This is a genomic window from Streptomyces sp. NPDC093252, assembly GCF_040683675.1.
In the GTDB taxonomy this organism is placed as follows: Bacteria; Actinomycetota; Actinomycetes; order Streptomycetales; family Streptomycetaceae; genus Streptomyces.
The window spans coordinates 130,144-144,773 of sequence record NZ_JBFBEM010000005.1 but is presented as its reverse complement, the minus strand read 5'-3'; the positions used below and the strand labels follow the sequence as shown (position 1 = coordinate 144,773).

Here is a 14,630-nt window from a genome sequence, read left to right as displayed (position 1 = left end):
CGGGGTGCGGCTCTCCCCCCCGGTGAGCCGCACCCCGGACGGCGGTCATATGTCCCGCAGCTCCTGCCGTGGGCCTTCCTCGGTGCGGCGCAGCCGGGCCGTCGCGAGCGTGCCCGGCAGGCGCAGCGCCAGGGGGCGCAGGGCCAGGGCCAGGACCGCTCCGGCGGCGAGGCCCGGAAGGGCCCACCACCAGTCCTCGCCGTCCGCCGCAGCGGTCGCCGCGACCGGCCGGGACGAGCCCGCGGCCTGCTCGGGTGCCGGCTCGGGCGTCGACTCACCGGCCGGTTCCTGGACACCGCCCTCGTCGGGGGCGTTCTCCACCGGGGCGTTCTCCTCCGGGGCGGGGAAGACCCCAGAGCCCCCCTCGGGGGATATCTCGCCCATCACACCCAGCTCCTTGAGCAGCGACCGCAGCCGGTTGGTGTCACTGGCCAGATGCCATGTGCCGCTCCCGGAGGGCGGGTTGGCCGTCGTGTGCACCCAGATGTCTCTGGTGCTCGATGTGAGGAAGAGCCGGTCCCAGCGGTGCGGTGCTATGTCGTGTGCCATCCAGGTGACATTGATCTGGCGGGTGCCGGACTCGTCCACACCGCGCGGGGTGGCGGACGAACCCCTGCCCGTCGGGCCCAGAAGCCTCTCCAGCTCCATGTACCGGCCGTCCATGGAGTACAGCGCCGTCGCCTCCAGGCTCTGCGGCGAGACGATCAGCACACTGGTCGGGCCACCCGCCGAGGCGCTCGGCGCCGCCCACAGCATCATGGCCAGCGCTGCCGCCAACGCCCCGACGACAGCGGTCAGTTCATGAACTCTCCCTCTCCACCTGCTCTGCATCCCCAACCCCAACCGGACGGATTCCGTGCGGCCCGCCTCCGGGCCGCCTGTCACTTCTGGTACACCGCCCGACCGCTTCGGGTTCCCATCTCCCCGCGCACTTTTTTCCGGGCGATCTGAGGGCCGCGGGGTGCCCGACCGCTGGGTGCCCGGCCGCTGGGCCGGATGTCACTCCGGCGTCGGCAGTGACTCCGGTGCCGGCAATGACTCCGCCGTCGGCAGTGACTCCGATACCGGCAGTGACTTCGCGATCCGTACCGCCCGATCCCGCCCGGCCACGCCCTCCAGCCGCAGGGTGAAGTGCCGTGCGCCCGCGTCATGGGCCCACAGCAGGGTCGGCCCCGCCGTGCGGGTCTCACGGGAGTAGCGGTCGCCGTCGGCGGCCAGCACCCAGTAGGTCAGCTCGTGCGGCTTGGGAAACCAGAGCGCGAAAGTGCCGTTCGGGTCCGTCGGCCCCAGGGGGATCCACTCCGGCTCCTCCCGCACCTGCTTCACAAAGCCCAGATCCAGGACGCCGAGGTCCTGCTCCAGCCGGATCGTCCCGCCCGGCTCGCGCCAGCACAGGGTCAGCAGGAATCTGCGGTCCCGCTCGGCGGTGATCGCCACACCGTCCGGCTCGCCCAGCGCCTCGGGGACCAGCGGACGCCAGCCCGAGCGCCGCTCCGCCTCCGCCAGGGAGACCGGGGCGGCGCCGCAGCCGGGTACCCCGGCGGGATCCGGCGCCGGTGCGGACGGGTCGTAGCGCACCTCGACCCCGCCGAAGTCGAACCAGTCCAGGACCGCCGCCCGTACCGGTGGGGTCAGGGCGAGCACCGCCAGCAGGGCGCAGAGCGTCGCGGTGAGCGAGCGTCGGCGCAGCCGCGTCCAGCGGCGGGCCGCGCGCAGGCCGCCCCGGACCCGGTCGCCGCGTCTCGGCGGCTCGGGGGGCTCGACGGCGAGATGCTCGGCGAGTATCTGCCCCAGGACGCGTTCGACCATCGACTCCGAGGTGTCCGGTCCCTGGGGGCCCAGGGAGCGGCCGAGCGAGCGCAGCTCCTCCGGCAGCCGGGGCGGCACCCCGCGCGCGCCCCGCATCTCGCGAGCCCCCCGCACTCCGCGAGCCCCGCGCGCACCAGGAATCCCACGCACTCTGCGCACCCCACGCCCCGCGCCCTCGGTGGCCTTCCCGACGCCGTCCCCTCCCTGCCGGTCCTCCGGCTGGCCGGATCCGGGCTCACTCATGCTCCTCACCTCCCTTCCCGGGCCGGAAGTCCGGCAGCAGTCGGCCCAGCTTGCGCAGCGCGCGATTCAGCCGGGACTTCACCGTGCCCCGCGGCCAGTCCAGGATCTGGGCCGTCTCCGCCTCGTCCATCTCCAGCAGATAGCGATAGGTGACGACCAGCCGGTGCTCCTCGCTGAGCTGCTCCATCGCGGCCAGCAGGGCGTCCCGGCGCTCGCTCTCCAGCGTCGCCACCGCAGGGTCGGCCGACTCCGGTATCAAGGGCTCGGCCGCCACGAAGGCCGCCTCGCGACCGGCGAGCGTGCGCTGCCGGGCCGCGGTACGCACTGTGTTCCTTGTCTCATTGGCGACGATGGACAGCAGCCAGGGCTTGAACGCCGAGCCGTCCTTGAACCGGCTCAGCGAGCAGTACGCCTTGACGAACGCCTGCTGCACCACGTCCTCCGCGTCCGCACCCGCTCCGAGTGCCGCTGCCGCTCGCAGGGCCATGCCCGTATGGGCACGGACCAGCTCCGCGTACGCCTCCGGCTCTCCGGCGCGTACGCGGGCGATCACCGCGGCCTCATCGACGATGCGGACCCCCTCCCGCGTGTTCACATTCTTGGTACACCGCCCACCGCCGATCGGTTCCCATCTCGCCGGGACGGATCGTGAAAGCGCGAGAGGAAGAGCGAGAGGAAGAGGGGGGAAGAGCGGGGGAGGAGAGAGAGCGGGAAGCGCCTGTGGCCGGGAGTGGAGCAGGGGGCGCACGCCCCGGGGCAGAGGGGCGCGCGGTGACGGCCACCGCACCACGTTCCCGCTGATCGAGCCCCCGCCCCAGCCCCGCCGCACCCCCGCCCCACCCGCCCGCCGAACGGCCCGTGGCCTGTTTCTGATCGGTCCGGCCTACCTGAGAGAATGGTGGGCATGGCCTCTGACAGTCCCCGCGTGCTCTCCGGGATCCAGCCCACCGCAGGCTCGTTCCACCTCGGCAACTACCTCGGCGCGGTCCGCCAGTGGGTGGCGCTCCAGGAGACCCACGACGCGTTCTACATGGTCGTCGACCTGCACGCGATCACGATCCCGCAGGACCCGAAGGAACTGCGGGCGAACACCCGGCTGGCCGCCGCCCAGCTCCTCGCCGCCGGTCTCGACCCCGAGCGCTGCACGCTGTTCGTCCAGAGCCATGTCCCCGAGCACGCCCAGCTCGCCTGGGTCATGAACTGCCTCACCGGCTTCGGCGAGGCGTCCCGGATGACCCAGTTCAAGGACAAGTCCGCCAAGCAGGGCGCCGACCGCGCGTCGGTCGGCCTGTTCACGTACCCGATCCTCCAGGTCGCGGACATCCTGCTCTACCAGGCCAACGAGGTGCCGGTCGGTGAGGACCAGCGCCAGCACATCGAGCTGACCCGGGACCTCGCCGAGCGGTTCAACGGCCGTTTCGGCGCCACCTTCACCGTCCCGAAGCCGTACATCCTCAAGGAGACGGCGAAGATCTACGACCTCCAGGACCCCTCGATCAAGATGAGCAAGTCGGCGTCCACGCCGAAGGGCCTGATCAATCTGCTCGACGAGCCCAAGGCCACCGCCAAGAAAGTGAAGAGCGCGGTCACCGACACCGACACCGTGATCCGCTACGACGCCGAGGCCAAGCCGGGCGTCAGCAACCTCCTCACCATCCACTCCACCCTCACCGGCACGGACATCGAGGAGCTGGAGAAGCGCTACGACGGCAAGGGCTACGGCGCGCTCAAGACGGACCTCGCCGAGATCATGGTCGATTTCGTCACACCGTTCCGGGAGCGCACCCAGCAGTATCTGGACGACCCGGAGACGCTGGACGCGATCCTGGCCAAGGGCGCCGAGAAGGCCCGCGCGGTCGCCGCCGAGACGCTGGCCTCCGCGTACGACCGGGTGGGTTTCCTTCCGGCCAAGCACTGAGCCGGGCGCCGGGTGAGCGGGGCGTGAGCCCCGTACCCCCGGACAGCGCTGCATATCACCATGCCTGCGCCTGCCCAGGGCACCGCCGTGGTCGTACAGTCGGTACCCGGATGGCCGCGCCAGCGGCCACCCGCGCGCGTAGCGGTGTACGGGCGCGTGGAGACAGAGGCCGTGGAGCGGGTACGGGGCAAACCGCGGGGGGCGCGGCGCACAGGTTGTACAGGCGTACAGGTGTACTCGATGTATCCGGCACGGCCGGGATGTCCGGCACGACGACAGGAGACGACGTGGGGACCGTAACGATCGGCGTGTCGATCGCGGTCCCGGAGCCTCACGGCAGCCTGCTCCAGCAGCGGCGCGCGGGCTTCGGCGACGCCGCGGCGCACGGTATTCCGACCCATGTCACCCTGCTGCCGCCGACCGAGGTGGACGCCGCGCTGCTCCCGGCGATCGAGGAACATCTCGTCCAGGTCGCTAGCGCCGGGCGGCCCTTCCCGATGCGGCTGTCCGGCACCGGTACCTTCCGCCCGCTCTCCCCGGTGGTGTACCTCCGGGTGGTCGAGGGCGCGGACGCCTGCGCGTGGCTCCAGAAGCAGGTCCGGGACGCGTCCGGGCCCGTCGCGCGCGAGTTGCAGTTCCCGTACCACCCGCATGTGACGGTGGCGCACGGGATCGACGAGGCTGCCATGGACCGCGCCTTCGAGGAGTTGTCCGGCTACGAGGCCCTCTGGCCCTGCACCGGGTTCGCCCTCTATGAGCAGGGCCCGGACGGGGTGTGGCGCAAGCTCCGGGAGTTCGCCTTCGGCGCCCCGGTGGTCCCGCCGCAGGCGTCCGCACCCGCCGAGCGGGGATCCCTGCCCGCGCACTGAGGGCCCTTGGCGTGACCGCCCCCCGTGGTGGGCCCTACGCGGCGGGCCGTCCCCGGTGGTGGGCCCTGCGCGGCGGGCCTGTGCCTCACAGGGGCAGTCTCCGGTAGGCGGCCCTCGGCAGAAGCCGCAGCGCCGTCATCATCATCCGCAGCCCGCCCGGCACCCACACGGTCTCCGCACGGCGGCGCAGGCCCAGTTCGATGGCCGTGGCCACCGCCTCCGGGGTCGTCGCCGGGGGAACCGGCTCCCGCGCGGCGGTGGACCCCGTACGGACGAATCCGGGGCGGACGACCATGACGTGTACGCCGGTGCCGTGGAGGGCGTCGCCCAGGCCCTGGGTGAAGACATCCAGACCGGCCTTGCCGGCGCCGTAGATGAAGTCCGAGCGCCGGGCGCGCTCCCCGGCGACGGAGGAGAGCACCACCAGGGAGCCGTGTGCCTGGTCCTGGAGGGCCCGGGCGCTGATCAGGCCCGCGGAGACCGCGCCGGTGAAGTTGGTCTGGACGACCCGGACGGCGTCGAGCGGTTCGCGTTCGTCGCGGGCCTGGTCGCCGAGGACGCCGAAGGCGAGCAGCACCATGTCGACGGCCCCCTCGGCGAAGACCTTGCCGAGCACGGCCTCGTGGGAGGCGGGGTCCAGGGCGTCGAAGGGGACGGTACGGACCTCCGCGCCGAGCGCGCGCAGTTCCTGGGCCGCCTGTTCCAGGGACGGCGAGGGGCGCCCGGCGAGCCACACCGTGCGGGTGCGGCGAGCGATCAGCCGACGGGCGGTGGCGAGCGCGATGCCGGAGGTGCCGCCGAGGACGAGCAGGGACTGGGGCAGGTCGGGGTGTTCCTTCAGCAGGCTCCGGAGGTTCCTGAAGACGGGGAGGCGCGCGGTGTCGGCAAGCATGTCGGTGACCGTATCGCCCTATATGCCGGACTTCAGTTGGTCGACGCGGGATCCGTGACGACCCTCCCCGAAACGGGTGATCAGTGGTGCGCCGCTCCAGGGCGGCTCGGCTCATAGCGCGTCGACCCATAGCGCCTCGGCCTATGGCGGCTCGACCCATAGTGCCTCGGCTCACAGTGCGTCGGCTCACAGTGCGTCGGGCCCATGGTGTTTCGGCACATGGCGCCTCGGTCCATGGTGCCGGAGTGCGGGTGGCGCGTTTTCGGCGTGCTCGGACATCGGGCGGCCACAACAGGGGCACAGTCGGATCATGGACTGGCTGAAAAAGCTCCCGCTGATCGGGCCGATCGTCGCGCGCCTGATGACCACGCACGCCTGGCGGGCGTACGAGCGCCTGGACCGGGTGAAGTGGACGCGGCTGGCCGCGGCGGTCACGTTCATCAGCTTCATCGCGCTGTTCCCGCTGCTCACCGTGGTCGCCGCGATCGCCGCGGCCACGCTCAGCGACAGCCGGCGGGCCGAGCTGGAGGAGAAGATCGCCGACCAGGTGCCCGGAATCTCCGACCAGCTCAACATCGGCGGCCTGATCGACAACGCGGGGACCGTCGGCCTCGTCGCCGGAGCGGTGCTGCTGCTCACCGGCATCGGCTGGGTCGGCTCCACCCGGGACTGTCTGCGCGCGGTGTGGGAGCTGCCGGACGCCGACGAGAACCCGATCCTGCGCAAGGGCAAGGACGCGGGGATCCTGCTGGGGCTGGGCGGGGCGCTGCTGATCACGGTCGCCGCCTCCACCGTCGGATCGGCGCTGGTCGGCTGGATCGTCCAGCAACTCGGCATCGACGAGGCGGGCTGGGGGAGCGTCCTGCTGCGCGCGGCGGCGTTCGCCGTCGCCGTCCTCGCGGACTTTCTGCTCCTGCTGTACGTCCTCACCCTGCTGCCCGGCGTCGAACCGCCGCGCCGCAGGCTGATCGAGGCGGCCCTGATCGGCGCGGTCGGCTTCGAACTCCTCAAGCTGCTGCTCAGCGGCTACATCCAGGGCGTCGCCGCGAAGAGCATGTACGGCGCCTTCGGTGTGCCGGTCGCCCTGCTCCTCTGGATCAACTTCACGGCGAAGCTGGTGCTGTTCTGTGCGGCCTGGACGGCCACGGGGAGGGGGGTGCCCCCGGCGGAGGGAGTGGGGGAATCGGAGGGGGCGGAGGTGCCCGGGGCGGGGGAGGGTGAGGTGTCCCAGGGGGTGGGGGTATCCAGGGCGAGGGAGGAGGGGGCGTCCAGGGTGGGGGAGGCGGAGGCGCTCAGGAGGGGAGACGCCGGGGCGTCAGGACGGACGGAAGGGGTCGCGGACGACGGCCCGAGCGGCGGTCGGGTCACCTCGGGAGGCGAGGGCGAGGAAGACTCGGTCGGGCCGGGAGACCCAGGCGAGCGGGGCGGCCCGGGCGGGCTGTGTGGCCCGGGCGGGCGGGGCGCCCCGGACGCGCCGGATGGCCCGGACAGGCCGGGAGACTCGAACGGGTCAGTACGCCCGGAAGGGCCAGGCGACTCAGACCCGGACCCGGATCCGGACCCGGACAAGCCAGGAGGCCCGGACGCTCAGAAGGGCCGGAACTGACCCCCACCGCCTGCCGACCCACCCGGGCCGGAGGCGCCCCCCACCGTCCTGCCGACACCCGACCCGGCCGGAGGTCACCCCCCGGCCTCTGCCAGCACCCCCGACCTGTCCGGAGGCCACCCCCGGCTTCTGCCAGCACCCTGACCTGGCCGGGGCCCGCAACCTCCGGCTAACCCCGACCCGGCCGGAGGCTCCCCGTCTCCCGCCCTCCACCCCGGCCGGAGGCCACCCCCCCCCGGCCTCTGCCAGCACCCCGCCCCGGCCGAAGGTCCCCCGCCCCTGCCAACCCCAACCCGGCCGGAGCCCCCCGCCTCCCGCCCTCCGCCCCGGCCGGAGGCCAACCCCCCCCGGGCCTCTGCCAGCCCCCCAACCCAGCCGGAGGCCACCCCCCTCACCGCCTCCGTCGCACCAACTCCGGCAGTGGCCAGCGCCGGTTCACCAGGAACCCCGCCCCGGCCACCAGCACCAGCACGCCGCCCGTGATGCCCAGCGCCACACCCATCCCGCCCGAGCCGCCGCTCGTCGTACCGGCCGCGACCGGGGTGCCCGCCGCGTCGCCGCCGCCCGCCTCGCCGGAGTCATCGCCGGAACCGCCGCCGGAGGTGGCCGCCGTTCCGCCGGCCTGGGGCTCCGCGCCCCGCGGGGCGACCAGCTCACCCACCGGATCGACCGCGCCCGCCGCCTTGAAGCCCCAGTCGAAGAGCTTCGCCGTCTCCTTGTAGACCTGGTTGCTCGCCTCGGTCTGCGGGTTCATGACGGTGACCAGCAGCACCCGGCCGTCGCGCTCGGCGACGCCGGTGAAGGTGGCGCCCGCGTTGGTGGTGTTGCCGTTCTTGACGCCGGCTATCCCCTCGTACTGGGCGAGGCCGGTGTCACCGGTCAGCAGCCGGTTGGTGTTCTGGATCTCGAAGGACTCGCGGGTTGTTTTGCCCTTCTTGTCCTTCTTTGTCTCGCCGGGGAAGTCGGCGGTCGCCGTCGCCGCGTACTCCCGGAAGTCCTTCTTCTGGAGGCCGGAGCGGGCGAACAGGGTGAGATCGTAGGCGGACGAGACCTGGCCGGGGGCGTCGTAGCCGTCCGGGGAGACCACCTCGGTGTCGAGCGCCTGGAGCTCCTCGGCGTGCTCGTTCATCTCCCGGACGGTGTTCTCCACGCCGTCGTTCATCGCCGACAGCACATGCACCGCGTCGTTGCCGGAGCGGAGGAAGACACCGAGCCACAGATCGTGGACCGTGTACGTCTCCTCCTCCTTGATCCCCACCATGCTGGAGCCCGCCCCGATGTCCGCCAGGTCGGAGGGGGCGACCTTGTGCTCCTGGTCCTTGGGGAACTTCGGCAGCAGCGTGTCCGCGAACAGCATCTTCAGAGTGCTCGCCGGGGCCAGGCGCCAGTGCGCGTTGTGCGCCGCGAGCACCTCGCCGGACTCGGCGTCGGCCACGATCCAGGACCGCGCGGAGACGTCCTTGGGGATCACCGGCACGCCGGGCGCCAGCTCGACCTGCGTACCGGGCTGTCCGAGCCGCTCGCCGCCGACCGTCGACATGGTGGCCGGCGGGGTCGGGGAGGGGGTGCCGGAGGGCGTGCCCGAGGGGCTCGTGGAGGGGCTCGGGGACGGGCTGGGCGCCGCCACCACCGCCGGAGCGGTCAGCGACAGGGTCAACAGAGTGGCGGAAGCGACCAACAGGCTTCGCCTGACGGTCTGCTGGTGAGCGGACACGACCGAGAACGTACAGGGGCCGCCTGTGGATGTCCCACCCCCGCCCTCACCCCGAAAGCGGAACCGGACACCCGGCGGTGATACTGAACGTATGAAACTCAGCCGCCCCCTCTCCTGGTTCCTGCTCGCGTTCGGGGTGTGGAGCTGGGTCATCTGGATCACTTTCGTCAATAATCTGATCAACGACGGCAGCGGGCTCGCGTTCGACGACGGCCGGCCCACGGCGTACTTCTGGGTGCACCTGACCCTGGCGATCGTCTCCTTCGTATTGGGGACGGTTGTCGGAGGGGTCGGGTTGCGTTCGGTGCGCACACTGCGTCACACGCCATAAGCGGTCATCCCCCGGCAGGCGCGCCAGAGCAGCGGGCAGCGCGCCCCGGGAGCGCGCCCCCCGGGGAGCGCACCCCCGAGAGCGCCCCGCGGGGCGCCGCACAGCAAGGGACAACAACAGCGTGGTCTTCGTCTTCGTGTTCGCCGTCCTGGGCGTCCTGGTGGCGGCGAACTGGTATCTCTGGCGCCGTCTGGTCCGTGACACCACGAGCGGCCCCGGGTGGCTGCGCCGGGGTGGCGCCTTACTGATAGCCGGTGGCTGGATCCTGGCCATCGCCGCCTTCGTGGCGGAGGGCACCGGTGCCCCGTTCGTGGTCCAGCAGATTCTGGCCTGGCCGGGGTTCCTGTGGCTGGCGCTCTCGCTCTACCTGCTCCTCGCGGTCCTCGCGGGCGAGATCGTACGGCCGCTGCTGCGCCGCTACCTGGAGCGCCGCCGCCCCGCCACGGTGCCCGCCGCCGCCCCGGCGAGCGACACCGCCACCGCGCCCGCTGCCGCCCCCACGACCGGGGTCGCCCCCGTCACCGTGCCCGAGGCCGCCACCGAGGCCCACGCCGTACAGGGTGCCCGCCCCGCCTCCGCCACCCCCACCGCCGCGACGGCCGAACCGTCCACCCGGCCCGCCGGCGACACGCCGGGAACGCCCTCCGAACCGCCCACCGAACCGTCCACCGACGGTGACGACACGCCGCGACACGCCGACGGTACGGCGTCCCCGAGGCTCGTGGCCGCCCCCTCCCGGCGCCTGTTCGTGTCCCGGGTGGTCGCCGGTGCCGCCGCCGCGGCGGCCGTCGGGACCGTCGGGTACGGCACCGTCAGCGTGCTGAACGGGCCCAGCATCAAGCGGGTCACCGTCCCCCTGGCCAAGCTGCCGCGCGCGGCGCACGGGTTCCGGATCGCGGTGGTCAGCGACATCCATCTGGGCCCGGTGCTCGGCCGGGGCTTCGCCCAGCGGGTCGTGGACACGATCAACTCCACCCAGCCCGATCTGATCGCCGTGGTCGGCGACCTGGTCGACGGCAGCGTCAAGGACCTCGGCCCGGCCGCCGCGCCGCTCGCCGGACTCCGCGCCCGGCACGGCACGTACTACGTCACCGGCAACCACGAGTACTTCTCCGGCGCCGAGCAGTGGGTCGACGAGGTACGGCGGCTCGGGATGACCCCCCTGGAGAACGCCCGCACCGAACTGCCCTACTTCGACCTCGCCGGCGTCAACGACGTGGCCGGGGAGGACGAGGGGCAGGGCCCCGACTTCGTCCGGGCTCTCGGCGACCGGGACCGCAGCCGCACCTCTGTGCTGCTCGCCCATCAGCCGGTGCAGATCCATGATGCCGTCGACCATGGTGTCGACCTCCAGCTCTCCGGTCACACCCATGGCGGCCAGCTCTGGCCGGGCACCTTCCTCGCCGGGGCCGCCAACCCGACGGTCGCGGGCCTGGAGCGGTACGGCGACACCCAGCTCTACGTCAGCCGGGGCGCGGGCGCGTGGGGCCCGCCGACCCGGGTCGGCGCCGAGTCGGACATCACGGTGATCCAGTTGGCGGCCCGCGAGGCATGAGCGCGGGGCGCGCCGCGCCCCCACCGCACCGATGGAACGCGTCGCCCCCCACCGCGCGGGTAGGGCGTGCCACCCCCACCGCACGGATGGGGCGTGCCACCCCCACCGCACGGATGGGGCGTGCCGCCCCCACCGCACGGGTGGTGCGCGTCACCCCCCACCGCACCGGCTGAACGCACCGCCCCCCACCGCACCGGTGGTGCGCGCCGCCCCCCGCCGGCGCCCCCTCCTTCAAGTTTCTGCCATGCCACCCCGAAGCCCCTTCCCCCGCCGGAACGCACTGTGATTGGGTGACCTCGCCGCCGGGGGAGGCGGCTTCTCACTCACGCGCCCGGGTGCGGAGGCGTTCGGCCGCTGCCGTGGACGCCGGGCGCCGAGGCAAGCGGGCGCCGACGCGCCGAATCGGGTGCCGACGCGCCGGACTCCGGCACCGAAGCGCCGAATCGGGCGCTGGAGCGCCGAGGCTCTGGGGAGGGCTGGGCGATGCGATCCGTCCGGATGCGGATTCTCGCGCTGGTACTGGTGCTGGTGGCCGTCGGGGCCGCCGCCTGGCAACTGGTGCCGTCGGAGGAGGACCACGGCAGGACGATCACCGTCGGCACCACCGACGCGGTCACCTCGCTGGACCCGGCCGGGGCCTATGACGCCGGTTCCTGGGCGCTGTTCAGCAATCTCTTCCAGTCGCTGCTGACCTTCGAGCCCGGCGGCACCTCACCCGTCCCCGACGCGGCCGAGAGCTGCGAATTCACCGACTCCGGACTGCGCACCTACCGCTGCGAACTGCGCTCCGGGCTGACCTTCCCGAGCGGCCGGGAGATGACGGCCGACGATGTGAAGTTCTCCATCGAACGGGTGCTGCGGATCAACTCCGACGTCGGCCCCGCCCCCCTCTTCGACACCCTGGACGGGGTCAGCGCGCGCGGGGAGACGGTCACCTTCCGGCTCTCCGCGGCCGACGCCACCTTCCCCTACCGGCTGGCGACCGGCGCGGGCGCCATCGTCGACGCCACCAAGTACCCGGCGAACGCGCTGCGCACCGACCCCGGCGCCGACGGCTCCGGGCCCTATCTGCTGTCGTCGTACACCAGGGACACGAGCGCGGCGCTCACGCCCAACGGCGACTACCGGGGCGCCGTGGAGCGTTCGAGCAGCCCCGTCGAACTGCGCTACTACACCGACTCCGCCGCCCTCGACCGCGCCTACCGGGAACGCGAGGTCCAGGTCGCCACGCGCCAGCTCCCGCCCGACACCGTCGCCGGGCTCTCCGCCAGCGACCCCGACCAGCGGGTCTCCGAGGCGGACAGCTCCGAGACCCGGAACCTGTACCTCAACACCCGCAAGGGCTCACCCCTGGGCGACGAACGGGTCCGCCAGGCGCTCGCCTGGCTCATCGACCGCGACAAGCTGGCCGCGGACGTCTACAAGGGCACCGTCGACCCGCTGTACTCGCTGATCCCGGCCGGGATCACCGGCCACACCACGTCCTTCTTCGACCAGTACCCCACCCAGGACCCCGGCAGGGCCCGCGACCTGCTCACCGACGCCGGGGTCTCCCTCCCGCTCGCCTTCACCCTCTCCTACGGGCAGGGCCGCGGCGCCGCCGCCGAGGAGGCCGCCGAACTCAAGCGGCAACTGGAGGCGGACGGACTGTTCCGGGTCACCGTCAAGGGCTATGAGTGGACCGAGTTCCAGGAGTTGTGGGCGGCCGGGAAGCTCGACGCGTATGCCGTCGGCTGGGTCGCCGACTACCCCGACCCGGACACCTTCGGCGCCCCCCTGGTCGGCACCGGCTCCACCATGAACACCGGCTACAGCGACAAGACCGTCGACCGGCTGATCAAGGAGGGCCAGCGGTACGCCGACCGGGGCCGCGCCGCCGACGACTTCAGCGACCTCCAGGACCTCGTCGCCCGCGACGCCCCGGTGATCCCGCTGTGGCAGCGCAAGGAGTACGTGGTGGCCGACGAGGCCGTGGGCGGCGGCCAGGACCTCACGGACGGCACCGGGGTGTTCCGGCTGTGGCGGCTGGACTGGATCTGAGCCCCACCGGGCATCGAGCCTCCCCCGGACCGCACCAACCCGCTGACACCTCCACCGGTATCCGCACGGGAGCCGGTGGAGGGGGAGCCGGACGCCATCAGTCCTGGAGCGGCCGACCGGCCCTCAGCAGGGCGCCCACGTCGAGCGTGACGTCGGCACCGAGAGAGGCGGGGAGGGTGACGGTCTCGCCGGGGGCGTACAGGCGGTGCTTCGCGTAGTTGTCCCCGGCGGGATCGGTCAGGACGTGCAGGCGCTGGTTCCTGCGGTCGAGGATGACGTAGACCGGGATCTTGGCACCGGCGTACGCCTTCACCTTGTTGCGGAGGTCGCTGCGGAAATTGCTGGAGGTGACCTCCAGGACCAGGCGGAAGGACACGGGGTCATAGCAGTTGTTCTCGAAGACATGATCCCGGTAGTCGGCGTCGACCAGAGCGAGGTCGGGGATCGCGTAGTCCTCGACATCGCTCGGGAGCCAGAGCCCGATCCCTTGGACGATCTTCGACTCCGCCCCGTGGAGTCCGGCCGTCAGGAACGGCACCATGAGGTCGGTCAGGACTTCGGCGTGGGCGCCGTCCGGCGGTGGGGTCACGAGGAGCTCGCCTCCGATGATCTCGACGCGGAACCCCGGAAGACGGTCCATGAGCCGGTTGGCCGCTGCGGTCAGCGGACGGTCGCCATGGGGCCGCTCGACGGATGCTGCGGACATCGCGTGCCTCCTTGGGCTGGTGTCGAGAGCATCATCGTAGGCAGCCCGCTCCCGGCATGTCCTCTCCCGCCCCGTTCACCCGGACGTGCTCACGAACGGGATGCCGGGCGCGGTCAGGGGCGGGTCACCCGTCCTTCGTCATCCCCGGCAGGAAGTCCGTGAACAGCTCGTGCACCTCCCTGACCAGCGGACGCAGCACCCGGAAGCGGGCCAGGGAGACGCCCCGGGCGGTGAGGCGGGCCCCGCGCGCGGCGAGCCGGTAGCTGCGTTCGCGGCCCGGGGTGCGGTCGAAGATCCAGTACAGGCACAGCCCCATCTGGGCCAGCCACATCAGCTCCGGCAGGGCCTCGCGCAGCTCCCCGGGGACCTTGGCCGCCGAGCCGGCGAGAACCTCCTGGTGGACGCTGATGGCCTGCACGCGCGCGTGCTCGCTCTCCGGGGAGAACGGGCTGAGCGGGCTGTCGGGGTCGGCGGCGTTCCGGAAGAACTGCACCGCGAACTCGTGATAGGGCGTGGCCACGTCCAGCCACGCCGTGAGCACCCCCGCGAGCCGGGCCTCCAGGGCGGTCTCCCGGTCGAGGATCTCGCGCACCGCGCGCTGGTGCTCGGCGGCGATCCGGTCGTAGAACCCCTGGATCAGATGTTCCTTGCCGTCGAAGTAGTAGTACGCGCTCCCGACGGAGACGCCGGCCTCCTGGGCGATGGCCCGCATGGTGGTGCGGTCGTAGCCCCGCTCCTGGAACAGCCGCATGGCCGTCTCCAGGATCAGCGCCCGGGTCTGCTCGGACTTGCTGAGGGCACCGCCCCGGCCGGTTCCGCCGCGCCCGCCGGGCCCGGCGGGCGCACCGGTGGCGTCGGCGCCCTCACGGCTCGCGCGGTGCTCGCCGTTCCCGCCGCTCTCATCGCTCGCGCCGCTGTCGTCGCCATCGGTCTTGTCGGGCATGGGG

General features: G+C 72.6%; 12 protein-coding genes and 1 pseudogene. 6 read left to right on the top strand and 7 right to left on the bottom strand.

The features are described 5' to 3' along the window. Positions 1-45 precede the first annotated feature (45 nt). From AB0O01_RS12215 to AB0O01_RS12205, 3 genes are all read right to left on the bottom strand, one after another. Positions 46-777, bottom strand: coding sequence for a hypothetical protein (locus AB0O01_RS12215; protein ID WP_365312661.1), 732 nt, complete (start codon positions 775-777; stop codon positions 46-48). A gap of 222 nt (positions 778-999) precedes the next feature. Next, the gene (locus tag AB0O01_RS12210; protein ID WP_365312659.1) at positions 1,000-1,905 is read right to left on the bottom strand and encodes a hypothetical protein; all 906 of its coding nucleotides are present in this window, start codon (positions 1,903-1,905) and stop codon (positions 1,000-1,002) included. A gap of 139 nt (positions 1,906-2,044) precedes the next feature. Then, a complete protein-coding gene (locus AB0O01_RS12205; protein ID WP_365312657.1) occupies positions 2,045-2,647 on the bottom strand; it encodes an RNA polymerase sigma factor in 603 nt (200 codons plus the stop codon). Between the two features lie 309 nt (positions 2,648-2,956). Between AB0O01_RS12205 and trpS the strand changes: the two genes are divergently transcribed. Further along, positions 2,957-3,970, top strand: coding sequence for a tryptophan--tRNA ligase (trpS, locus tag AB0O01_RS12200; protein WP_365312655.1), 1,014 nt, complete (start codon positions 2,957-2,959; stop codon positions 3,968-3,970). Positions 3,971-4,257: 287 nt separating this feature from the next. Continuing rightward, complete coding sequence (locus tag AB0O01_RS12195; RefSeq protein WP_365312654.1) at positions 4,258-4,839, top strand: 2'-5' RNA ligase family protein; 582 nt, start codon at positions 4,258-4,260, stop codon at positions 4,837-4,839. Between the two features lie 85 nt (positions 4,840-4,924). Here the strand turns inward: AB0O01_RS12195 and AB0O01_RS12190 are convergent, their stop codons facing one another. Beyond that, the gene (locus tag AB0O01_RS12190; protein WP_365313120.1) at positions 4,925-5,680 is read right to left on the bottom strand and encodes an SDR family NAD(P)-dependent oxidoreductase; all 756 of its coding nucleotides are present in this window, start codon (positions 5,678-5,680) and stop codon (positions 4,925-4,927) included. 361 nt (positions 5,681-6,041) lie between these two features. Between AB0O01_RS12190 and AB0O01_RS12185 the strand changes: the two are divergent. Continuing rightward, positions 6,042-6,878, top strand: a pseudogene (locus tag AB0O01_RS12185) (YihY/virulence factor BrkB family protein); the annotation flags it as partial. 850 nt (positions 6,879-7,728) lie between these two features. Here the strand turns inward: AB0O01_RS12185 and AB0O01_RS12180 are convergent. Beyond that, complete coding sequence (locus tag AB0O01_RS12180) at positions 7,729-9,051, bottom strand: D-alanyl-D-alanine carboxypeptidase (RefSeq protein ID WP_365312653.1); 1,323 nt, start codon at positions 9,049-9,051, stop codon at positions 7,729-7,731. A 91-nt stretch (positions 9,052-9,142) separates the two neighbouring features. Here AB0O01_RS12180 and AB0O01_RS12175 point away from each other — a divergent pair, with 91 nt between their 5' ends. From AB0O01_RS12175 to AB0O01_RS12165, 3 genes are all read left to right on the top strand, one after another. Then, positions 9,143-9,382, top strand: a complete 240-nt coding sequence (locus AB0O01_RS12175) for a hypothetical protein (protein WP_365312652.1) — start codon at positions 9,143-9,145, stop codon at positions 9,380-9,382. Positions 9,383-9,503: 121 nt separating this feature from the next. Then, positions 9,504-10,937, top strand: coding sequence for a metallophosphoesterase (locus tag AB0O01_RS12170; protein ID WP_365312651.1), 1,434 nt, complete (start codon positions 9,504-9,506; stop codon positions 10,935-10,937). Positions 10,938-11,420: 483 nt separating this feature from the next. Then, positions 11,421-12,977 carry an ABC transporter substrate-binding protein gene (locus AB0O01_RS12165; RefSeq protein ID WP_365312650.1) on the top strand — a complete coding sequence of 519 codons (1,557 nt, stop codon included), beginning with the start codon at positions 11,421-11,423 and terminating at the stop codon, positions 12,975-12,977. A 97-nt stretch (positions 12,978-13,074) separates the two neighbouring features. Here the strand turns inward: AB0O01_RS12165 and AB0O01_RS12160 are convergent, their stop codons facing one another. Both AB0O01_RS12160 and AB0O01_RS12155 read right to left on the bottom strand, forming a co-directional pair. Continuing rightward, entirely contained in the window at positions 13,075-13,683 is a 609-nt protein-coding gene (locus tag AB0O01_RS12160; protein ID WP_365312648.1) for a Uma2 family endonuclease, read from the bottom strand. A 124-nt stretch (positions 13,684-13,807) separates the two neighbouring features. Beyond that, the gene (locus AB0O01_RS12155; RefSeq protein ID WP_365312646.1) at positions 13,808-14,626 is read right to left on the bottom strand and encodes a TetR family transcriptional regulator; all 819 of its coding nucleotides are present in this window, start codon (positions 14,624-14,626) and stop codon (positions 13,808-13,810) included. Positions 14,627-14,630 lie beyond the last annotated feature (4 nt).